23 protein-coding genes and 1 pseudogene are annotated in these 20,456 nt (G+C 37.5%); 11 read left to right on the plus strand and 13 right to left on the minus strand.

Annotated elements, in window-relative coordinates; translation table 11 throughout:
- Positions 1-4: 4 nt before the first annotated feature.
- The 6 genes from AC6CHS_RS04540 to cbpB form a co-directional block, all read right to left on the minus strand.
- A complete protein-coding gene (locus tag AC6CHS_RS04540) occupies positions 5-1,756 on the minus strand; it encodes an ABC transporter ATP-binding protein (RefSeq protein WP_498234399.1) in 1,752 nt (583 codons plus the stop codon).
- A gap of 289 nt (positions 1,757-2,045) precedes the next feature.
- Positions 2,046-2,480 carry a TlpA family protein disulfide reductase gene (locus AC6CHS_RS04545; RefSeq protein ID WP_498234401.1) on the minus strand — a complete coding sequence of 145 codons (435 nt, stop codon included), beginning with the start codon at positions 2,478-2,480 and terminating at the stop codon, positions 2,046-2,048.
- A gap of 175 nt (positions 2,481-2,655) precedes the next feature.
- Entirely contained in the window at positions 2,656-2,898 is a 243-nt protein-coding gene (locus tag AC6CHS_RS04550) for a YkuS family protein (protein ID WP_379550572.1), read from the minus strand.
- A gap of 55 nt (positions 2,899-2,953) precedes the next feature.
- The gene (locus AC6CHS_RS04555) at positions 2,954-4,084 is read right to left on the minus strand and encodes an N-acetyldiaminopimelate deacetylase (protein ID WP_498234403.1); all 1,131 of its coding nucleotides are present in this window, start codon (positions 4,082-4,084) and stop codon (positions 2,954-2,956) included.
- A 12-nt stretch (positions 4,085-4,096) separates the two neighbouring features.
- The gene (dapD, locus tag AC6CHS_RS04560) at positions 4,097-4,816 is read right to left on the minus strand and encodes a 2,3,4,5-tetrahydropyridine-2,6-dicarboxylate N-acetyltransferase (RefSeq protein ID WP_498234405.1); all 720 of its coding nucleotides are present in this window, start codon (positions 4,814-4,816) and stop codon (positions 4,097-4,099) included.
- A 244-nt stretch (positions 4,817-5,060) separates the two neighbouring features.
- A complete protein-coding gene (gene cbpB, locus AC6CHS_RS04565) occupies positions 5,061-5,507 on the minus strand; it encodes a cyclic-di-AMP-binding protein CbpB (protein WP_379550579.1) in 447 nt (148 codons plus the stop codon).
- Between the two features lie 192 nt (positions 5,508-5,699).
- On the opposite strand from cbpB, the gene AC6CHS_RS04570 reads away from it, so the two are divergent.
- Positions 5,700-6,008, plus strand: coding sequence for an ArsR/SmtB family transcription factor (locus tag AC6CHS_RS04570; RefSeq protein ID WP_498234564.1), 309 nt, complete (start codon positions 5,700-5,702; stop codon positions 6,006-6,008).
- Between the two features lie 13 nt (positions 6,009-6,021).
- On the plus strand, positions 6,022-6,942 hold the full coding sequence (locus AC6CHS_RS04575) for a cation diffusion facilitator family transporter (protein ID WP_498234407.1): 921 nt from the start codon (positions 6,022-6,024) through the stop codon (positions 6,940-6,942).
- An 81-nt stretch (positions 6,943-7,023) separates the two neighbouring features.
- On the opposite strand, the gene fadH is transcribed toward AC6CHS_RS04575, so the two are convergent.
- On the minus strand, positions 7,024-7,791 hold the full coding sequence (gene fadH / locus AC6CHS_RS04580) for a 2,4-dienoyl-CoA reductase (protein ID WP_036576329.1): 768 nt from the start codon (positions 7,789-7,791) through the stop codon (positions 7,024-7,026).
- A gap of 151 nt (positions 7,792-7,942) precedes the next feature.
- On the opposite strand from fadH, the gene AC6CHS_RS04585 reads away from it, so the two are divergent.
- A complete protein-coding gene (locus tag AC6CHS_RS04585) occupies positions 7,943-8,794 on the plus strand; it encodes a metallophosphoesterase (RefSeq protein WP_498234409.1) in 852 nt (283 codons plus the stop codon).
- A gap of 59 nt (positions 8,795-8,853) precedes the next feature.
- Here AC6CHS_RS04585 and AC6CHS_RS04590 read toward each other — a convergent pair whose 3' ends face one another.
- The gene (locus tag AC6CHS_RS04590) at positions 8,854-9,078 is read right to left on the minus strand and encodes a hypothetical protein (RefSeq protein ID WP_498234411.1); all 225 of its coding nucleotides are present in this window, start codon (positions 9,076-9,078) and stop codon (positions 8,854-8,856) included.
- 122 nt (positions 9,079-9,200) lie between these two features.
- Here AC6CHS_RS04590 and AC6CHS_RS04595 point away from each other — a divergent pair, with 122 nt between their 5' ends.
- The 3 genes from AC6CHS_RS04595 (at position 9,201) to AC6CHS_RS04605 (ending at position 11,010) form a co-directional block, all read left to right on the plus strand.
- The gene (locus AC6CHS_RS04595; protein WP_498234413.1) at positions 9,201-9,782 is read left to right on the plus strand and encodes an SCO family protein; all 582 of its coding nucleotides are present in this window, start codon (positions 9,201-9,203) and stop codon (positions 9,780-9,782) included.
- Between the two features lie 486 nt (positions 9,783-10,268).
- A complete protein-coding gene (locus AC6CHS_RS04600; protein WP_498234415.1) occupies positions 10,269-10,730 on the plus strand; it encodes a YkyB family protein in 462 nt (153 codons plus the stop codon).
- A gap of 64 nt (positions 10,731-10,794) precedes the next feature.
- Positions 10,795-11,010: a hypothetical protein gene (locus AC6CHS_RS04605; RefSeq protein ID WP_498234416.1), complete on the plus strand. Its 216-nt coding sequence runs from the start codon at positions 10,795-10,797 to the stop codon at positions 11,008-11,010.
- A gap of 304 nt (positions 11,011-11,314) precedes the next feature.
- Here AC6CHS_RS04605 and AC6CHS_RS04610 read toward each other — a convergent pair whose 3' ends face one another.
- Together AC6CHS_RS04610 and AC6CHS_RS04615 are read right to left on the minus strand one after the other, a co-directional pair.
- Positions 11,315-11,647, minus strand: a complete 333-nt coding sequence (locus AC6CHS_RS04610) for a hypothetical protein (RefSeq protein ID WP_498234418.1) — start codon at positions 11,645-11,647, stop codon at positions 11,315-11,317.
- A gap of 98 nt (positions 11,648-11,745) precedes the next feature.
- Complete coding sequence (locus tag AC6CHS_RS04615) at positions 11,746-11,916, minus strand: FbpB family small basic protein (protein ID WP_498234420.1); 171 nt, start codon at positions 11,914-11,916, stop codon at positions 11,746-11,748.
- A gap of 113 nt (positions 11,917-12,029) precedes the next feature.
- Here AC6CHS_RS04615 and AC6CHS_RS04620 point away from each other — a divergent pair, with 113 nt between their 5' ends.
- Complete coding sequence (locus AC6CHS_RS04620) at positions 12,030-13,181, plus strand: aminotransferase A (protein ID WP_498234422.1); 1,152 nt, start codon at positions 12,030-12,032, stop codon at positions 13,179-13,181.
- A gap of 12 nt (positions 13,182-13,193) precedes the next feature.
- Here AC6CHS_RS04620 and AC6CHS_RS04625 read toward each other — a convergent pair whose 3' ends face one another.
- Positions 13,194-13,370, minus strand: a complete 177-nt coding sequence (locus tag AC6CHS_RS04625; protein WP_498234424.1) for a Spo0E family sporulation regulatory protein-aspartic acid phosphatase — start codon at positions 13,368-13,370, stop codon at positions 13,194-13,196.
- 202 nt (positions 13,371-13,572) lie between these two features.
- Between AC6CHS_RS04625 and lepB the strand changes: the two genes are divergently transcribed.
- The 4 genes and pseudogenes from lepB to AC6CHS_RS04645 form a co-directional block, all read left to right on the plus strand.
- The gene (gene lepB / locus AC6CHS_RS04630; protein ID WP_498234426.1) at positions 13,573-14,097 is read left to right on the plus strand and encodes a signal peptidase I; all 525 of its coding nucleotides are present in this window, start codon (positions 13,573-13,575) and stop codon (positions 14,095-14,097) included.
- A 304-nt stretch (positions 14,098-14,401) separates the two neighbouring features.
- Positions 14,402-15,562, plus strand: coding sequence for a zinc ribbon domain-containing protein (locus AC6CHS_RS04635; RefSeq protein WP_498234427.1), 1,161 nt, complete (start codon positions 14,402-14,404; stop codon positions 15,560-15,562).
- Between the two features lie 15 nt (positions 15,563-15,577).
- Positions 15,578-16,729, plus strand: coding sequence for a S1C family serine protease (locus tag AC6CHS_RS04640; RefSeq protein ID WP_498234429.1), 1,152 nt, complete (start codon positions 15,578-15,580; stop codon positions 16,727-16,729).
- A 174-nt stretch (positions 16,730-16,903) separates the two neighbouring features.
- Positions 16,904-16,981 (plus strand): annotated as a pseudogene (locus tag AC6CHS_RS04645) (YjcZ family sporulation protein); the annotation flags it as partial.
- Positions 16,982-17,030: 49 nt separating this feature from the next.
- Here AC6CHS_RS04645 and AC6CHS_RS04650 read toward each other — a convergent pair.
- Together AC6CHS_RS04650 and AC6CHS_RS04655 are read right to left on the minus strand one after the other, a co-directional pair.
- On the minus strand, positions 17,031-18,968 hold the full coding sequence (locus tag AC6CHS_RS04650) for a putative bifunctional diguanylate cyclase/phosphodiesterase (protein ID WP_498234431.1): 1,938 nt from the start codon (positions 18,966-18,968) through the stop codon (positions 17,031-17,033).
- Between the two features lie 18 nt (positions 18,969-18,986).
- A complete protein-coding gene (locus AC6CHS_RS04655) occupies positions 18,987-20,351 on the minus strand; it encodes a TrkH family potassium uptake protein (RefSeq protein WP_498234433.1) in 1,365 nt (454 codons plus the stop codon).
- Between the last annotated feature and the right edge of the window lie 105 nt (positions 20,352-20,456).

Raw genomic sequence — 20,456 nt, forward strand, 5'->3', positions numbered from 1 at the left:
CCCTTTATATTTGTACGGTTCCCAGAATTGCTTCCCGGTCCTGGTATTGAATATCATATATACGTTGATATGTTCCGTTATTTGAAACTAACTCATCGTGTACGCCTCGTTCCACGATTTTTCCATCTTCAAGTACTAATATTTCATCCGCATGCTTTAGAGAAGATATCCTGTGAGCAATAATGAAAGAAGTCCTCCCCTTCATTACTTCCTTAAGGGCCTTTTGTATTTTAAATTCTGTCTCCATATCCACTGCTGAGGTAGCGTCATCTAGTACGAGGATGCTTGGATCCACACAGATTGCACGAGCAATGGCAATACGTTGTTTCTGGCCACCTGAGAGTCCCATCCCCCTCTCTCCTAGCATCGTATCGTATCCTTTCGGCATTTCCATAATAAATTCATGAGCTTGCGCACGTTTTGCAGCATCAATCACTTGCTCATCTGTCACATTGGGATTTCCATATGCAATATTTTCCCTGATTGACGTTGAGAATAAGAAAGGTTCCTGTAAGACGAAACCAATGCTGCTTCTCAGTTTTTTGAGTTCATAATCAACTACTGGACGGCCATCAATTAGTACGTCACCTTTTTCTGCTTCGTAAAAACGGGTAATCAATTGCGTAATACTTGTTTTACCTGATCCCGTAGCGCCGATCAATCCAATAACTTTACCAGGAGGTGCATCAAATGAGATGTTTTTTAGTGCTGCATCATCATCCTCTATATAGGTAAGTGTTACATCTTTAAACGTAACATGGCCTTTAATATCCGTTTGAAGAGCATTTTCTTTTTCTACAATATCTTCTTTAGCCTCAAGGATTTCAAGTAGTCTTTCTCCAGAGGCTTTGGCTTGAGAAAACTGATTTACGACAAACCCTAGGTTCATCAATGGCCCCATAATATACCAAACCAAACTGAAGAATGCGACAAGTTCACCAGGCGCTAGGCTTCCTGAAATAACAAGATATCCTCCAAAGGTCAGTAAGGCTACAGCACATACGTCCCCTATGAATTCCATTAATGGAAAATACTTCGCCCAAATGTACGACGTCTTTAGATAATTCTGTCGGTAGTTATCGTTATTTTTGGAGAATCGCCCAATCTCGAAGTCCTCTCTTGATAATGATTTCACTGTATTCATGCCACTAATATTTTCCTGAACTCTAGTGTTAAGTTTACCAAAGGACTTTCTAATCTTTCTAAATGCAGGGTGAACCCGTTTATCGAACTTAAATACGACGATAATTAGAAAAGGCATCGCTGCCATTGTTACCAGTGCTAGTGGAATGGAATAGTAAAACATAACTGCTAAACTAAGTCCGATTAATAATACAATCCGGATTAATTCTGCAAAGCCCGCTGACAGAAAGAAACGAAAACCTTCCACATCAGCTGTCATTCTAGACATGATGTCACCTGTTTTAGCATTATCATAGTATTTAAATGATAATGTCTGTAACTTTCCATACAGTGCATTTCGGAGTTTATAAACAGAAACTATTCCAAATAAATCTCCCAAATACTGATGAAAATAGGTTGCAAAACCTTTGACAATCATTAAAAGGATAAAGATTCCTGCAATGTAAGGAATCAGAGAGTATTGATCCTCATAGACAACATTGTCAATGGTTTGTTGCAGTATAATTGGATAAACTACTGTGATAGCCGTTACAAAAATAAGAAATACTAGCGATAGAATAAAATATTTCTTATACGGCCAATAAAACTGCTTTAGCTTTTTAAACGTATTCAAGTTGTTCCCTCCCTCAGGATGTTTATTTCCGTAATTACTAATATAACGGGTTCCGAAATAAATATCTACTGCTTTTGCTTAATTTTTTAAATTATTTTTCAAGTTAGGTTATTTTTACTTCTTATGTAGTGCTAAACAGAAATTCATCGTCGACAAAAGAATATAAAAAGGCATCAAGGAAGCACTTACCCTATAGATAAGTGCTTCCTTGATGCCTTTATAAAAGCTAATCGTATTGGCTACTCTGTTGAAGTGACTTCACAACTGCGATAAAGCCTAATCATGAAACTTAATCAACAAATCGCTCAATGCGCTTTTTTAGTAACCTTGCAGAGCCACTAGTCTGTTTATATCTCAGTTGCCCTTCCCCATCGAACAAAAAATAAGCAGGCACTGTCCGAACAGCAAAAGAATGGGATAAAGAATATTGGTCATCGATTGCAATTGGTTGTGCGATATTATATTTTTGGGCTTGTTGGACAACTTGCTCAAGATCTTTATCCTTCTCGGAACGTGGCATATGAACCGCGATGACTTGAATTTTCCCCTTATGGGCTTCCATAACAGAGTTTAAAACTGGAATATTCCGTTTACAGGAATCACAGCTCACAGACCAAAAATGTATAAGAACGGGAATACCATGTTCTAATTCTTCTTTTCTAATTTCCTGATAAAGCCAATTTGTTGCACCTGAAAGATCCGGAATAGATTCTCGTAATTGCATAACGAACCTCCTTATTTTATTCCTTATTCCTTCTATCTATATGTCGTACAACTCCACTTTGGTGCCTATAGAGAGTAATTCTAATAATGTTTGAAATAAAACGATAATACCTACTCTCCAAAAAAAGAAAAGCCCTCCTATAAGGAGAGCTCTGTGCCTTCAAAAACCTTTATTATCAGCTAAACTTTTGGTTTACCTGATCACACACTGCAGCTGCATTTGTACCCTGTGCATTTATGACAGGCCCAGAAATAGTCGTATCTGCCATTCCCATTAGATCCTTATCCTGGCCAGAAATCACACAGCAATCACAATATGCTGCATCCTCTGCTGATTTTAGGTCAACAACTTCATGCCCCATTTCCATGAGGGCCGCTTTAACATCAGACAACGTACCTTCAACACCAATTCGAGCCATTGTACAGCCTCCTATATAGAAAATCTCCTATATAGTTTCTGCATTCAGATTAATGTTATACATCATACACTGTTAATTCTGCAATGGTTTGCACCACTGCCTTTACACCAACAGATAAGGCGTCCTCATTTGGATTAAGTTGCGCATGATGGAGCCCGCAAGGTGAGGAAACCCCAAGCCAAAACATAAACCCAGGAATCTCTTTTAGCATGTAGCCAAAGTCCTCTCCCGTCATCGCTGCAGGCGCTGTATCAAATTTAATATCGTTTTCTTTCATTACTTTGGAAAAGAGATGTACATAGGAAGCATCATTATATACTTGGTAATAGTTTGCTCCATAATCGACATCTATCTCACACTCATAAGCGAGGGAAAAACCATCCATTAGTCTTTGTAGCTTGTCCTTAATAATTGGCATGGTTTCCGGACTAAGGGTTCGAATTGTACCTTCTAGTCTGGCCGTTTCTGCAATGGCATTTTGTACATAGCCACTTTCCATCTTGCCTATCGTAATAAGGGCGCTCTCCAATGGGTCAATTCCTCTGGAAATAATCTGTTGGAGTTGCACAACAAATTGACTGGCCGCAACCGTCATATCCTTGGCTAAGTGGGGATACGCAGCATGGCCGCCTTTCCCTTTAAAATCAATGAACAATTCACTCGTATTAGCGAAAAGTAATCCTTCCTTGCTCGATACGGTTCCTACTGGTAGCTCTGGTGCAATGTGTAGCGCAAAAATGATATCTGGTAACCACGCTTGGAACACATCAGATTGGAGCATGGGTAAAGCGCCCCCTGGACCTTCCTCTGCTGGTTGAAAAACAAATAACAGATTATCTACTGGCGGGTTCTCAACAAAATAATGGATAGACCCAAGTGCAATTGTCATATGGAAGTCATGCCCACATGCATGCATTCTTCCTGCGTGAGTGGAAGAAAAGGCAAGTCCAGTATCTTCTGTGATAGGAAGCGCATCTATATCAGACCGAAATCCTATTGTTTTTTTCGGATTGGTACCTGCTATTCGGACTAGCAAACCAGTCTTCCATTTTTTTACTTGGACCCGTTCTGTCTGCCATTCTGTCAACTTATCCAATAAATACTGCTGGGTTTTTGTTTCCTGAAATCCTAGTTCGGGTATTTGGTGTAATTCTCGCCGTATCGAACGTAGTGTTTCATCACTCATTGTTTCACCCGCTTAATTATCAAGCTTACGAAGTTCTTGCTTGATTTCTGTCTTAGATTTGGTGCTCTCATCAATTTCTTTAAGTACTTTTGCCGGTGTACCTGCAACAAGTGTATTTGGCGCAACATCCTTTGTAACGATAGCTCCAGCAGCGACAATCGCCCCTTTGCCAACAGTTACTCCTTCCAGAACAACTACATTTGCACCTATCACTACATCATCTTCGATAACAACAGGTTTTGCTGAAGGTGGTTCAATAACTCCTGCAAGTACTGTTCCAGCCCCTATGTGGCAATTTTTACCTACTGTCGCTCTTCCACCAAGTACAGCATTCATATCAATCATCGTGCCTGCGCCTATCGCTGATCCGATGTTAATCATAGCCCCCATCATAATGACACAGCCATCACCAATTTCTACTTGGTCTCTAATAACTGCTCCTGGTTCGATTCTAGCGTTAATTCCCTTTAGATCTAATAACGGGATTGCAGAGTTTCTTCTGTCATTTTCTACAACATAGTCTAATACAACGGCCTTATTTTGTTCCAAGACTGCCTTAATAGCATCCCACTCACCAAATAAAACACCACTTTTATTTTCAACGAAGGCCTGGATACTCTCACCAAATTCTAATGCATCCAGATTCTCACCTTTTATGTAGACTTTCACTGGTGTACTCTTTTTACTATTCGAGATAAAACTAATAATTTCATTTGCATCCATCATGTTCAATATCTTTTCCTCCTAATACTATACTATCTTTACTTTAGCAGACGCCTTTTCCTCAAGCAATTATAAACTATTCTGTATTAGAGAAACTCGCATTCGCTCGTCTTTTATGAATGTGTATGTATTTCTTATACGGGCATTTCAAAATTCCAACCATGCTTCCTAGCTAACATTTTATGCTTCTTAACCTGTAAAAAAACGGTGACTCATCTGTATGCATTATAGAGAGTCACCGCCTACTATATTATTATTCATATAATGATGTATAGATATCTTTCTTAAGCTTTTTGAGGATTGCTCTTCTTGTTAAGATTCCATCAAAGTATCCTTCTTCGTCTACTACGCAAACGAAAGGGTGATCAATAACTGCATTTAATCCATCCATTATATTATCTTCCTTTTTTAAGCAAGGAAGACCTTCATTCATAATATCTTTAACTTCCATGTGAGCAAGCTTCTCCATCTCAAATCGTTCCAGACCAAGAATTTCATTCAATATTTTCGTCTTACCGATCGTACCTTTTAGTCGATAGGAAGGATCCAAAACCGGGACAGCTGAGTAGCCAGATTTTACTAAGACGAGTAAAGCATGTTCCAACGGATTGTTTACTTGAACATGGGCTACCTTCTCTGAAGAAATCATTAAATCACCTACTGTACCAGCAGTTAATTGATTAGCTTGAATCATACTCATAGCATGCGCTCCTTTTACATCTATCTTCACAGTTAACAACAATTTTCCGTTTACACGACAAGCGTAAAAATTTCCATTTACATGTTCAGTTTACCATAACTGAACAAATAGAAAAAATATCTTACCATGTGCCTTGATTATTAAAACGCACTTATATTACAATATGAGCATATGATCATATTGTAAGGGGGAATTGACTTGAACTATACTCCAATTGATGAAGCATTAATAGATAATGTTTCCTTAACTTTCAAAGCTCTAGCTGATCCGACGCGAATAAAAATACTCCATTTATTATTTCAGGAGGAATGTTCTGTTAGTCAGATTGCAGAAACATTAGATATGAATCAGTCAGCCATTTCACATCAACTAAAATACTTAAAACAACTACGTCTAGTAAAGAGCAGACGAGATAAAACAAAGTATTATTATTCTCCAGATGATTACCATGTTATGAACTTGTTGGAACAATCGATTGAACATGCAAAACATATACGTTAAAGGGGGAGATAAAATGGGTCATAGCCATGAACATAACCATAGCCAGGGACATCACCATCATCACACCTCGAATAAGAGGGTATTATTTTGGAGCTTTGTAACCATTTTTACGTTTATGATTGTGGAGGCAATAGGAGGGTTCCTAACAAATAGTCTTGCCTTGTTATCAGATGCGGGACATATGCTAAGTGATGCTGGAGCACTGGGGCTAAGCTTACTTGCCTTTAAAATAGGTGAAAAGCAAGCCACCTCTGATAAAACATATGGGTACAAGAGATTTGAGATTGTCGCAGCATTCATAAACGGTTTAACTCTCATTGTCATTTCGCTCTATATCTTTTTTGAAGCCTATAATCGTTTTCTTGAACCACCTGAGGTGAGTGCAGGTATGATGGTTATAGCTATTATCGGTTTACTTGTAAATATTTTAGTAGCTTGGATGCTAATGCGTGGGGATTCTCATGATAACTTAAATATTAAAAGTGCACTTTTACATGTTTTCGGAGACCTATTAGGTTCAGTAGGAGCCATCATTGCCGGGATATTAATTATGCTTTTCAATTGGAACATCGCTGATCCAATTGCTAGCGTGATCGTGTCCGCTTTAATCCTTTTTTCCGGGGTTAGAATTGTAAAGGATTCTCTTCATATATTAATGGAAGGAAAACCAGCAAACATCGATGTAGCAGCTCTTCACGATTCTATTGGAAAACTTGAGGGAATCGCTGATGTGCATGATTTACATGTTTGGTCCATTACATCAGAGTTTCCAGCATTAAGTTGCCATGTTGTTGTTAAGAACAACGTTGATAGGGACCAATTGCTTATTAATATAAATAACTTGGCGAAGAATACCTTTCATATTTCTCACTGTACGATCCAAGTTGAAGGAGAAAATACTTCCATTCATTCTAACTGTGATAATTGTGATTAGTTTTACAGGTTTTTATTCCAGAACCTCCACGTTACTTTTCTGTGGAGGTTCTTTTGTTTCACTCACAGCATAGGATAGATTTTAGAAAGGAAACTTATTCAGCCATTGGCCCCCGTCTAAAGTAATTACCTCTCCATTCATATACGCTGCTTTCTCGGACAGCATAAAATGTGCAAGGTCTGCAATTTCTTCTGGCTTGCCTAATCTCCTCAACGGAACAGATTGGATAGTACGCCTTGCCGCCTCCTCTGATTCGAATAATTTATCTGCCCCTCCTGTACGCTCGATTGGGCCTGGAGCAATCGCATTTACCCTTATTCCATATTTAGTCCCCCACTCGACAGCCAATGTGCGTGTCATATTTAACACTCCTGCTTTCGCAGCTGAAGAGTGAACTACACCTGCTCCCGCATTCCAAGCATAAGTTGCTACCATGTTAATAATCGAGCCCTTTATATTCTGTTCTATCCAGTACTGCCCCACTTCTTTGCTACAATAAAACGTACCATTTAATACAATATTAATAACAGAATTCCACCCATTAACCGATAACTCTTCTGCTGGGACAATAAAGTTACCAGCTGCATTATTAATGAGATGATTGATAGCTCCAAAATGTTCTACTGATTCCTCCACGACTCTTTTAACAGAATCTGGATCTCTAACATCTAATTGGATAGCATGAATCGAGCCCCCAACTTGTTCAAGCAATTCCTGTTTAACCGCTTTCAATTTGTCATTGTCTCTTCCTGTTATCACTACATTTAACCCCTCGGCTGCAAATTTCGCAGCCATATGCTTTCCCATACCACTTGTGCTCCCGGTTATGAGAACTGTTTGACCTTGCATTGTCATACCCTTCTCCCCTTCCTACTATTCATACTATTCGGAATCCAAGCCAAAGTCAAAGAACAATTAATTAGGGGAAATTTTTTAAAAAACTGTTGCCTTAACATGTTATAATTTACTTTTAACGTATGAAATAGAAAGGTATGACCATATGAATCGACGTTCCTTTTTAAAAAGATCAATTGGCAGCTTACTGGCTCTGATAGGAATAGGTGGAGGTACTTACTATTACGCCAGGGATATTGAACCAAGGATGCTACAAGTTCAGAATGTGAAAATAATGGATGCTTCAATCCCTGCATCATTTAATGATTTTAAAGTTGTGCAATTTTCTGATACACATATTGGATTTCACTATAGTGTAGAACAACTACAAAAGCTTGTTAATAGAATAAATGAAATAAACCCAGATCTTATTGTGTTTACTGGCGATTTGGTGGATGAACCCCATCTATATACATGGAACAATGATCTAATAAATGTTCTTCAATCGCTTGAAGCTCCCCGTGGGAAGTTTTGGATTTATGGCAACCATGATCATGGAGGTTACGGAACAGAAAAAGTAAGAGACGTTATGGAGGCTTCAGGCTTTACCCTCTTACAGAACGAGCATTCCGTAATCGAACAAAACAATGAGCGAATCATTCTTTCGGGTATTGATGATGTTATGCTTGGCAGTCCTAATTTAAGACAAGCATTAGAAAATGTGAATCCCGACCTTTTCACGCTATTACTTGCGCATGAGCCAGATTTTGTTGATGTAGCAGTAGACTACTCTGTTAATGTACAATTGTCAGGTCATAGCCATGGAGGACAGGTTCGTTTACCATTTATCGGGCATCTTTATACACCAAAGTATGCAGAAAAATACGTAGAGGGAAAATACTTACTAAATGACGGAAACCTACAACTTTTTGTTAATCGTGGTATTGGTACTACCCGTTTGCCATATCGTTTTTTATGTAAACCAGAACTTCACGTGTACACCTTACACAAGGAATGATATTAACCCATCCTGTAATGCTTGCATAGACTATACGGAATATAAGAATGAAAGGGAGATCATATTGTATAATCCCCATTATATGCCTTATCGCCAGCACCAGGACCAAGAAGATACACGTTTTTTCCCTGTTCTACCATTTTTGACGGGCCTTGCTTTCGGGCCACTACTATATGGTGCGTTCCAAGGTGGAGGATATCCTCCGTACCCTCCCGTACCTTACTATCCGTATGGATATGGCTACAATCCTGGCCCACCGTATTATCAACCGTATTACAATCCATACTAACGAGCATGCAGTCGATCTATTTAGTCGGCTGCTGTTTTCGTTTACATTTTTGACATGGTTTTTTATCCTCCTTCATGCTAAAATTAATGGGATCTTAAAAGAATGGGGGCCATACATATGTCTACAAGGTCTAAATTACTTTTGTTATTCCTCGGATTAATATTACTATTGGCAGCTTGTGGTGAAAAAGATTATAACGGAGACTTTTCATACGAAGTAAGTGATTTCTCATACACAAACCAGGATAATGAACAATTCGACAGTGACGAATTGGAAGGTAAATTCTGGATTGCTGATTTTATTTTTACTAACTGTGAGACTGTCTGTCCCAACATGACATCTAATATGGTTGATTTGCAGAAAATGCTTAAAGACGAAGGGTTAGAAGATGTAGAGTTCGTATCATTTAGTGTTGATCCTAAACATGATACCCCGGAAAAACTAAAAGAATACGCTGCCTCGAGAGGAGCTTCCTTTGACAATTGGAACCTACTGACAGGGTATGAATTTCAAGAAATCAAAGAACTTTCTATTAAATCTTTTAAAACAATGTTAGAGGAAGCCCCAGATTCAGACCAAATGATTCATGGAATCAACTTTTTCGTTGTAACTCCAGAAGGAAATGCGATCAAAAAGTTTAATGGGACACAACCAGCAGAAATGGAAAATATCGTACAATATCTAAAAGAAGTGTATTAGTAGAGGCGTTGAACGTAAGCAGGTAAGACCTATAACAGATAAACTTCTTCTTTGCATAACGGGCAATTTGTAAAAGCAATCTTCATAAAAAGACTGAGCGGGTTTCGGAGTATTTTCGATAAACCGTTCAGTTTTTGCGTTATGTTTACTACAACTATCTCTTTTTATCCCGGTGCAACCGTCCGTAAGACTCCACTTCAAAACATGAGGTGAAACAGTGATGTTTAAGTGGGAGTAGACGGACGTTAACACCCCGATTCGTTCAACTAACAATCAGTGGGGGAAGAATGAAAACCCCCACTGATTGTTAGTTGAACTTTATAAAAATCCCCCTCTTTAAGAATAAACTAGAAACCTCCCTATGCTGGTTGCGGTGTGAGAGACTTTGAGGTAGGATGTAGACAAGCTATATATTAGATCGTTTAACAATTTTGCAACAGATTCATTTTAATTTTAAAGTTCAAAGTATTAGAAAGGAGAGAGAGCATGCATAACCAACAACTAAGAGATATTGCCAAAGCGTTGTACACTGTAAATAGACATGCAAAAACTGCACCTGAACCACAACATCTATACTATATAAAGAAAGAAACTATAAATCGCCTTCTAAATGAAAAGAAAGCGAACAAAGTTGGATTACATTTTTCTGATCATCCAAAGTTTAGTAATCAGCATTCTACACTCCTTGTCAAAGTAGATGATTACTACTTTCATATTCCGCCATCAAAAAAGGACTTTCAACAGTTAAAACATTTGGGAGGACTCGATGAGAATTATCGAAATCCACAATGCAAAATGTCACTTTCTCAAGCTAAAAAAGTAATCTATGAATATATTGACTGGAAACCACAAGCTCCGTCGACTACCACACCCAAAAAATCATCCTACTATACTCCCTCTTCGCTGGGAAAAATGGAATGGCCACCAAGAAGAAAATCACACCGTTAAATAGGCTGTGATGTTTCAAACTTATATAGATAAGGTATACCTTTAGTAAAAGGAGGCCTTCCGTATGACTGAACTGAAAAATTTCATGTATGAACTGCACCGTTACGCTGATCAAACCCATACTTTGAAAGATGCCTATGAAAAATTACCTGAAGCAGAAAAACAGAAGGTTATGAAAACAGCACCCGCATCTGTTCGCTCGCCTGAGGAATTCTTTCATCCGGTCTTTTCATGGTTGGAATCAATGCACAATGAATTTGAAGTTGAAAATGAAGAGTAATCATTATCGAGGGAATCAGCAATACAACAAATAAACTCCCAATATTCTGGAGAACCAACTCATTATAGCCTATAAAAAAACCAATAAAGCCGAGCGATGACTAAACAACATTCGAAATCATACATGGTTTCGAATGTTATTTAATTATTTTGGTGAAATTTTTTAAGTGGTATACTTTCTAAATGAAGTTAGTTGACAAGGAAAAGGAGAAGCATTTTCCCTTGTTAAATGTGCCGGAAGCTTTCGCATCATCTCGCAAGTTTAGTATCTTCCTTTATACGTTTGCTTTTTTTCGTGTTCTTTATTAACTATGTTTTATAAATAGTACCCTAATTAGATTCCATATAACTAATCCAGCCCCAAAGTACGCCAACACCTGGAGTATTACTTTCAAAAAGAGATGGAACATTTCTGGTGAGAGTCCCAGCATAAAATAACTGGCAGATAGCACGATAAAGAGAATTAAACTAACCAAAATATAACTTAGAAGATCGAACACACGGTTCGTAATAAACCATATCACAGCTGGTCTTACCAATAGATACCCGATAGCTAATCCAATTGTTACTAAAATATATAGATAACTCGATTCTTCTAGTTTACTTTCCTGCACATTTGCAATTATATTTAAGAACAATGCTATACTTCCTTCCCTACTCTTTTTAGCATTGTCCACTAATTTACCTAACTTTATACTTTACTTTCTTTAACTTTAAAGGTGAAAAACCCCCATCTTTATTCAGATTGTAAAGTCTTGTTCAGGGCTCGTTCCTTCTTCAACATGACATTGTCAGACTGTCTTTTTTCCAACCGGACTTCGATTTGCGATAACTCCCTTTTATCTTCCATAAGCTCTTGCTTATTTTGTTGAAAAAGTTGTTCAAAATTTAACGTTTTTGGTCGCATATGATACACTCCTTTTAGTATTCTATAAAAGTATACCCTATTCTAACAAAAGTAGATCTAAATTTTTTGAACATTTTATAACATTTGAAAAAATGAATTTGCAGGAGGCTACAATGGAACATATGTTGAACCAAAAACTTAAACAAATCGAAATATCTGGCATTAGAAAATTTTTTAATATGGTGGCGGATGAAGAGGATGTTATCTCTCTAACAATTGGACAACCTGACTTTCATACACCTGAACATATAAAACAGGCAGCAGTAAACGCCTTGTCCTTAAACAAAACAGGTTATACACACAATGCTGGAATCCTTGAATTACGAAAGGCTATCGCTGCATATAATGAAGAGAAATATCATATTAGCTATGATCCTGATAAGGAAATCATCGTTACTACTGGTGCTTCTCAAGCCATCGATATTACTTTTAGGGGGATTTTAAATAGTGGAGATGAAGTAATTTTACCAGGACCTATCTATCCAGGGTACGAGCCACTCATCACCCTAGCCGGGGCAAAAGCAGTTTATGCGGATACCACAAAAGATGCATTTAAACTTACAAAAGAGAATTTGGTTGATCATATTACAGATAGAACGAAATGTGTTGTTCTTCCCTACCCCTCCAACCCAACTGGTGCTTCTTTTACCAAAGAGGAGCTAAACGAATTGGTGTCCGTATTAAAGGATAAAGATATTTTCATCTTGGCAGATGAAATTTACAGTGAATTAGTATATGAAAGACCACATTACTCTATCGCTGCGTTTGAATCAATTAGAGACAAAACAATTGTTGTAAACGGCTTATCCAAGTCCCATTCGATGACAGGCTTTAGAATTGGTTATTTACTTGCACCATCATGGCTAGCCAAAGAATTATTAAAAGTACATCAGTACAATGTTTCTTGTGCATCATCCATAAGTCAATATGCCGCTCTTGAAGCATTAACGAATGGTAAAAATGATACGTTAATTATGCAGGAAGCCTATAATGAAAGACGAGAATATGTATATAAAAGGTTAGTTTCTATGGGGCTGTCTGTTAATAAACCTGAGGGAGCGTTTTACTTCTTCCCTAAATTTCCCATGAAAGAAATGGACTCTTTCCAGCTCGGGTTGGAGCTTGTTCGTAAAGGAAAGGTTGCTTTAGTGCCAGGTAGTAGCTTTTCAGTGGTTGGAGAAGGATATATGCGTTTATCTTACGCATATGATTTAGAAACAATTAAAAAAGCATTAGATCGATTAGAAGGATTTTTGCAAATGTAAGGAAAGGGGCATCTAGTCGGCTTTACGAGAATTTTGCTTTTTCATATTGTCATAGAGATTCAGTAGGCGATCAAGTTCTTGACTGATTGCTACTGACTCTAAATTTGTGAAACCTTTTTCCAGAGCGACTTCGGTCATTTTTTTACGCAGAAATTCAATACGTTTTAAGAGTTTGTCTGATGCACACATTATCGTAGTTTGTCTGCCCCCTTCTACTTAATTTACTTTACTTTAGCATAAATTTACAGATTGTGACAAGTTATTTTATACCACATTGTTTATAGGGTGAAATAATTTTCCTTGTCATAAACTACAGCGGTTTTGAAACTCGATAACAATTGCTTACTATGCTACTATTATAGAGAAATGTATTTTGGAAAGGATGTCTTCGGTGACCGAACGAAAAAAGAAAAATGAATGGTTCGAATGGGCCAAAGCCATCATTATTGCTGTTTTAATAGCTCTTTTTTTACGTACCTTCTTATTTGCGACATCTATAGTCGATGGGGAAAGTATGGATCCTACTTTGAAGGATGGGGAAAGAGTAATCTTTAATAAGTTTGTTTATCTCGTTGGTGACCCAGAACGTGGAGATATTGTCATCATCGAAAGGCCCCTGAAAAACTATGTAAAACGAGTTATTGGATTGCCTGGAGATACAATTGAAATAAATGGTAGTAGCCTATATATAAATGGTGAAAAATACGAGCAAACATTTATTAGTGAAGAAGCAGAAATGCAAACCGGAAGCTATGGACCAATCGAGGTCCCTGAGGACAATTACTTTGTAATGGGGGATAATCGTGCGATCAGTAAAGATAGCAGAAATGGCCTTGGCTTTATTGAAGAAGATAATATTATCGGCAGATCAGAATTAATTATCTTCCCATTCGATGAATGGTCGCTAACTAGGTAAAGCGCTGTGAGTTCAGCTACGTTAATTCCCTCTAAAAAGACAGACAAGCAGTCTGTCTTTTTTTATCTCTCATTGTCATATAAACAAAATCCAATATTCATTAATAGGATACCAAAACAAACAATCCCAAATACTGCTTCAAGCATGCTTATGCACCCCCTGCCCCAATTCTTCTTTCGATCATATCACCTATTTGTTACACTTTCATCATATCAATATCTTCTCCCTAAATAAAGCAAAAATGTGATAAAATAAAGTAGTATATTTTATATGACAAACTTCGAGAGATTTTGGGAGGCACATAATGCTACACTGCCCTTATTGCGGATCATCTATAAAAAGCGACGAACATTATTGTATTACTTGTGGGGAAAAACTACCTCTAGATATAAATGAGCGATTTATTACTTCTAAAAAATTCAACAAATTTTGGTTGCTTCCTCTTTCTGTTTTTTTCGCGATACTTCTTTTTTCGGGATTATTCTATCTAATCCTGGAAAATAAGACAAATGAAGCGCAGGCATTATATGCCGAGAGTGAGGAGCTTGTGTTAAAAGGGGATTACGCAAAAGCTAATGACACCTTAGAAACCGCTCTAGACTACAAGCCACATTTCACGCAAGCAGAGATTTCACTGAGTTTCATAAGTAAAGCGATTCAGGCAGAATCCGCCCTAGAAAAGGCCGAAAAGCTTTTGGAAGAAGATAATTACCAAGAGGCCCTCTCTCTTATTAATGATTCAGAGAGTGATCTAAATACCTTTAATGGGCCAGGAGTAAATAAACTAATTTCCGACATAGGTGCTACAAGAAATAATATAAAGCTTGAACAAATAAAGAATGTACTAAACAAAGATTCAAACATTGATGAGTTAAAAATATTACTGTGGGATGCTGAGGCAATAGATAGTACTGAAGCTAATGCTATAACCACAAGCATTCGAGAGCAAATAGTAGATTATACTTATACTAAAGCGAATGAACAATTAAACAGCAAACAATTCAATGATGCCCAGATGATAGTGGAAGATGGACTGAAATATGCTCCCGACTCAGAGAAACTTCGAAGTCTTAAGACAACTATAGATAAGGAACAGGTCGCCTTCGAAACGGCCCAACAACAAAGAATTGAACAGGCTATGACAACTGCTGAAGAGGAAAGGCAGTTGAATGAAACAGATGCGATTGAACTTGTAGAAGTTGACCTATCAAAAGACGAACAAGGTAAACTTGTTGTACAAGGTGAAGTGAAAAGCGTCGCCACCATTCCCGTAAATTCAGTTTTAATCAGTTATTCTCTTACGACAAAGGAAGGAAACGAAATACAAACAAACGAAGTGTTTGTATTTCCGGATAAATTATACCCCGGTGAAACAGGGAGATTCGAATATACTCATTTCGACATAGATGAAAAAGGTAATGATCTGAATATAGAGGTTCAGAAAATCACCTGGTACACAGACTGACTTACCCCAAAAGAGGTGTTTTTATTGCATAAAAAGAAGTATCTTCCTATCATCCTTTCCGTGTTGTTACTCACAGTTGGAATTGTACTTTGTGTTTTCATGTACAATAGCTGGAGTGATGAAGAACTCTCTGTTAATAATCCTACTATTAACAAAGTAAACGTTAATGAAGAAACATTAGATCTTAAATCCATTATTCATGAGGCCGAAAAAAACGTTATTCAAATAGAAGCGCAAAATGATGAGAATACGCTTACAGGGTCTGGATTCTTATTTAATGAAAAAGGAGATATCATTACCAATGCTCACGTAATTCGTGATGCGGATACCATATATGTTAGAACGGCTAACGCACAAATATATCCTGCTGCTGTTGTTGGAATTGGTGAAAGTCTTGACGTTGCGGTTATCCGTGTACCACAACTCGCCGGCAAAAATTATTTAGAAGTCGAAAAAGATCTTAATGCAGAGATTGGTGATGAAATTATTGCCCTGGGTAGTCCTCATGGTTTTCAAAATACCGTGACACTTGGAATCATTTCCGGTGCAGAGCGCAATTTCTCGGTTGATGGCTTTGATTACTCTAATGTTTATCAAATCTCTGCTCAAATCACCCACGGCAATAGTGGCGGTCCTTTAATTCATAGAAATACAGGAAAAGTTGTTGGAATTAATTCTGTGGGTACAGAGGATGGTACCATTGGATTTAGCATCCCGACAAATGAAGTAATCGGTGACATCGAAAAGTGGTCAAATGAGGCCCAGAATGAGAATTTAGAGTTTACAAGCACAACAGATATTATTGACACAAACACCCCTGAACAATTTATGGAGGATGCAGAGTACCTGATTGACTATTTTCTAGAAAGTATTGATATAAGAGATTATGTTAATGCATATACACTACTAGGGAGTAATATGCAATCCCAGACCTCCTATCAAGACTTTCGTGAAGAATATATTCATATTGTAAAATTAGAATATAGCGATCTAACTAGCAATGTAACAGAGGAGAATACGGTTAAAACAACAGTAGAAGTTGAAATTGAGAGCAAACTAGAAAATAAAGAGAAGACGGAAAAGAAGAAACATACTTTTGAATTTATTACGGATTATGAAAATGACCAACTAAAAATTGTTGAGATTATGGATAATACAGATCACTAATCCCTCCCTCTTACCTGTTACCTTCCTGTGGTAACAGGTTTATTTTTTGAACTGGGCATTCGTCTATACAATTCTAAACGATATACATATAGTAAACTGTAAGAACAAGGGGAGGTGAAAAGAATGGGTTACGGCTATGGCGGATTCGGCGGCGCTGGTTGTGGCGGCGGTAGTGGTTATGGAAATAACTTTGCACTAATTGTAGTGCTTTTTATTCTTTTAATCATTGTAGGTGCAGCTTTTTATTGCTAATTAAATAACAAGCTTGGGCTATTTTAATAATAGCGCAAGCTTGTTTTTGTTACCCTGCTGTTAGCACTTGAATTAGCTTTGCTGGCGGTAAAGGTTTACTAAAATAATACCCTTGCATTTCATCGCAATTTTCTTCCCTAAGAAATTCAATCTGTTCATGTGTTTCCACTCCCTCAGCGATTACTTTCATATTTAAGGAATGTGACATATGTATAATTGACTTTACGATGGCTTTATTTTGCTTTTGCGAAGCATCCATAAAGGTTTTATCAATCTTTAACTTCGTAACTGGAAACACACTTAAATATCGTAACGATGAGTAACCTGTGCCAAAATCATCAATGGAGACAAGCACTCCAAGCTCCCTTAATTGCTGTAAAGTATTTAGAATGTAATGCTCGTTTGTCATTGCCATACTTTCTGTGATTTCTAGTTCTAAATACTTTGGATCTAGCCCCGTTTCCTTTAGGGTATTCTTTATTTTGGTAACGAGGTTTTTTTGGTGAAACTGTTTCGCTGACAAATTAACACTCACAATAACAGGGTTATATCCTTCTCCTTGCAAAAGTTTATTTTGTCTACAGGCTTCGTACATAACCCAGTCGCCAATTTCTATTATCAGGCCTGTTCGTTCTGCAAGAGAAATAAAATCTAGTGGTGGAATATACCCTTTTTCTGGATGATTCCAGCGGAGTAATGCTTCCATCCCGACTATTCCCCCTGTAAGCAAGTTTTTCTGAGGCTGATAATGTAATTCAAACTGTTCTTTTTGTAGAGCTTTCCGTAAGTCACTTTCCATTGTGAGCATTGATTTAAAGTTCTCAGAAATAGATGTTTCAAACATTTTATAATTGTTACGGTGCTTTTCCTTAATTACATGCATCGCAGATTGAGCGTGAGTCAACAGAGCCTCTGGGGATTTTCCATTATTCGGATAGACGCTAATTCCAATACTAATAGACGTATAAATGTCGTGTTCTCCTATTTTGACAGGACTCTCAAATTCCACAATCAGATCTTCAGCAAGTTTTACGGCATGCTCCTTCGCTTTTATCCCATTTTGAAGCAAAAGGAATTCATCCCCGCCAATTCTCGCAATGAATGTATCTGGCCCTAGAAAAGATTTTAATTTATCACTTATTGCTTTTAATAACTTATCACCAAATGAATAACCAAGCGTTTCATTTATTTCCTTGAAATAATCAATATCAAGAAAATATACAGCAAGCTGTTCTTCTCTTAACTTAGAATTGTTAATCGCTTCACCAAGTATTTTCATAAAAAAGTTTCGGTTTGGTAGATCTGTCAGCTCATCATAATATGCCATGTATTCGATTCGCTTTTCATTTTTCACCTGATCTGTAACGTTTCTAATGAGAAAAATCCGGGCGTCCTCTTTACCATGATAGCTAGAATAATCTAATACTTGAATATAAACCGGAGAGCCATTTCTCTTTTTCCCTGCCAGAATTCCACTCTCGGTTCCCTTCCACCACTCCGAGTCCATTGTTCCTTTATTAAGCTGTAGAAGCTCGCCAAGTCGAATCGATTTAAGTTGGGTACGGGAATACTGAAAAATCGTTGCAAGCGATTCATTACAATCTATAATTTGGTCACCAGCGAGGATAAGTAATCCTTCGCTTTTTTTTGCTGTATCTTTAATTTGGAATGTCCCGCCTTCTGGTAGCACAAGAGGCTTCAAAACGATTCCATAAGTGGCCTCTTTTAAGAAAACACACTTGGCTTCAAGAAAAGTTGCATGATCTCGTTTTAGTGGCAAAATGCAGGTACGATTTACTGCAACCTTCAATTTTTCGAAATCAAAGTAGTCATTTAGATTAGCTAAAACGTTGTCTTTATTACAGCCTATTATGTTATACGCTGCGTTGGTCCCTGCCAAAAGTGTGCCGCTATGATCAACCAACAGTATGGGCTCGTTTAAACTGGATAGCAAGTTTTGATTAAATGGAAAAAAAGTGTCTTCCATAGTAATGCTCCCTCCATCTTAGCCAATGATAATTTTCTCTTTAGGATAACGATACTTACCGCTTCTTTTTCTATTTTTAAAAGTAAATAATAATGTGATAATCCCTACACGCCCTATGAACATTAACAACATCAGGATCACTTTGCTAATTGGCTGCAAATCACTGGTGATACCTAAAGATAGTCCAACCGTACCAAATGCGGAAGTCACTTCGTATAAGATTTGTGACAGGGAGAAAGGTTCAATGATTGACATGATCATCATGGAAACAAACACAATGACGATAGCCATAAGCGCTACTGCAACTGCTTTAATTAAGTCTTCATCATATACTTCTCTTTTGAAAATGCGAATACTACTTCCACCACGGGCATATGTAATGATAAAAATGACCACAAGGGCAAAGGTTGTTGTCCTGATCCCGCCTCCAGCACTACTAGGTGAAGCACCGATAAACATCAACAAGGACATAAATAGGTGATTGGATTCCGTTAATTGGGTGACATCCATTGTGGCCAATCCCCCACTTCGCGTTGTAACCGACTGAAATAATGCGTAAAAGAAAGACTCGTGCCAAGATTTGTCTGCAAAAAAGTGATTAAAATCAAGAATATAGATGAACAAAGCACCAACAACTACGAGTATTGAGAATGTAAATGTTGTCAGCTTTGTATACAAACTAAACCGCATCCTTTTTCTGTTTTCTTCTTTTTCGAACAAATATTCTTTTACCTCGATGAGGACAGGAAAACCAATTGCTCCGAAAATAATCAAAAGAATATTAATGAACTGAACAAAATAGTCATTACGATAAGGGATTAAGGACTGTCCTGTTATATCAAATCCTCCATTGGTAATAGCACTGATTGTCCCAAAAAAGCCTTGTAGATAGGCTTCACCGGGATTTGGAAAATAACGTAAGAAATATGTACCCAACACAACAAATCCAATTAGTTCAATGGTAAGGAGCACGAAAACAATCTGCTTAATTAAACGGACCATTCCTTCAAAAGTAGTTTGATTCTGATCTGCCATAATAAGTCGTCGCTCTTTTAAGCCAATTTTTTTTCCTAATAAGAGCCAGATAAACGTACCAATAGCCATTACCCCAACTGCACCGAGCTGTAGAATAAAGGCCAACACAAGAATACCTGGTGTGCTCAGCGTGTCTGCTAGGGTAATTGTACTGAGCCCTGTAACACTTAAGGCACTAACTGCAGTAAATAGAATATCGATAAATTCAACACGTACATCCTCCTGGTATACAAAAGGCAGTGACATGAGAATAGTTGACACAATTACCGCAAAGAAATAAAACACGAGTAACACCTGTACAGGCGTTAATTTATTTATCCATTTAAAAAATGGACTCCAATAATTCATACTTCCTAACTCCTAACACTTAACAATAATACATAATGCTTACTATGCCTTAAAAAGCTGTAATCTCACTAACATTATAACAGGCAGTGGTAAGAATTGCTTGCA

This window comes from Oceanobacillus sp. GQ8, assembly GCF_059758495.1.

Excerpts from the sequence above, each read along its gene's own strand:
- AC6CHS_RS04545 (WP_498234401.1), bottom strand. The coding sequence starts at position 2,480 with ATGCAATTACGAGAATCTATTCCGGATCTTTCAGGTGCAACAAATTGG.
- AC6CHS_RS04550 (WP_379550572.1), bottom strand. The coding sequence starts at position 2,898 with ATGGCTCGAATTGGTGTTGAAGGTACGTTGTCTGATGTTAAAGCGGCC.
- AC6CHS_RS04555 (WP_498234403.1), bottom strand. The coding sequence starts at position 4,084 with ATGAGTGATGAAACACTACGTTCGATACGGCGAGAATTACACCAAATA.
- cbpB (WP_379550579.1), bottom strand. The coding sequence starts at position 5,507 with ATGAGTATGATTCAAGCTAATCAATTAACTGCTGGTACAGTAGGTGAT.
- AC6CHS_RS04575 (WP_498234407.1), top strand. The coding sequence starts at position 6,022 with ATGGGTCATAGCCATGAACATAACCATAGCCAGGGACATCACCATCAT.
- fadH (WP_036576329.1), bottom strand. The coding sequence starts at position 7,791 with ATGCAAGGTCAAACAGTTCTCATAACCGGGAGCACAAGTGGTATGGGA.
- AC6CHS_RS04585 (WP_498234409.1), top strand. The coding sequence starts at position 7,943 with ATGAATCGACGTTCCTTTTTAAAAAGATCAATTGGCAGCTTACTGGCT.
- AC6CHS_RS04590 (WP_498234411.1), bottom strand. The coding sequence starts at position 9,078 with ATGGATTGTAATACGGTTGATAATACGGTGGGCCAGGATTGTAGCCAT.
- AC6CHS_RS04595 (WP_498234413.1), top strand. The coding sequence starts at position 9,201 with ATGTCTACAAGGTCTAAATTACTTTTGTTATTCCTCGGATTAATATTA.
- AC6CHS_RS04600 (WP_498234415.1), top strand. The coding sequence starts at position 10,269 with ATGCATAACCAACAACTAAGAGATATTGCCAAAGCGTTGTACACTGTA.
- AC6CHS_RS04605 (WP_498234416.1), top strand. The coding sequence starts at position 10,795 with ATGACTGAACTGAAAAATTTCATGTATGAACTGCACCGTTACGCTGAT.
- AC6CHS_RS04615 (WP_498234420.1), bottom strand. The coding sequence starts at position 11,916 with ATGCGACCAAAAACGTTAAATTTTGAACAACTTTTTCAACAAAATAAG.
- AC6CHS_RS04620 (WP_498234422.1), top strand. The coding sequence starts at position 12,030 with ATGGAACATATGTTGAACCAAAAACTTAAACAAATCGAAATATCTGGC.
- AC6CHS_RS04625 (WP_498234424.1), bottom strand. The coding sequence starts at position 13,370 with ATGTGTGCATCAGACAAACTCTTAAAACGTATTGAATTTCTGCGTAAA.
- AC6CHS_RS04635 (WP_498234427.1), top strand. The coding sequence starts at position 14,402 with ATGCTACACTGCCCTTATTGCGGATCATCTATAAAAAGCGACGAACAT.
- AC6CHS_RS04650 (WP_498234431.1), bottom strand. The coding sequence starts at position 18,968 with ATGGAAGACACTTTTTTTCCATTTAATCAAAACTTGCTATCCAGTTTA.
- AC6CHS_RS04655 (WP_498234433.1), bottom strand. The coding sequence starts at position 20,351 with ATGAATTATTGGAGTCCATTTTTTAAATGGATAAATAAATTAACGCCT.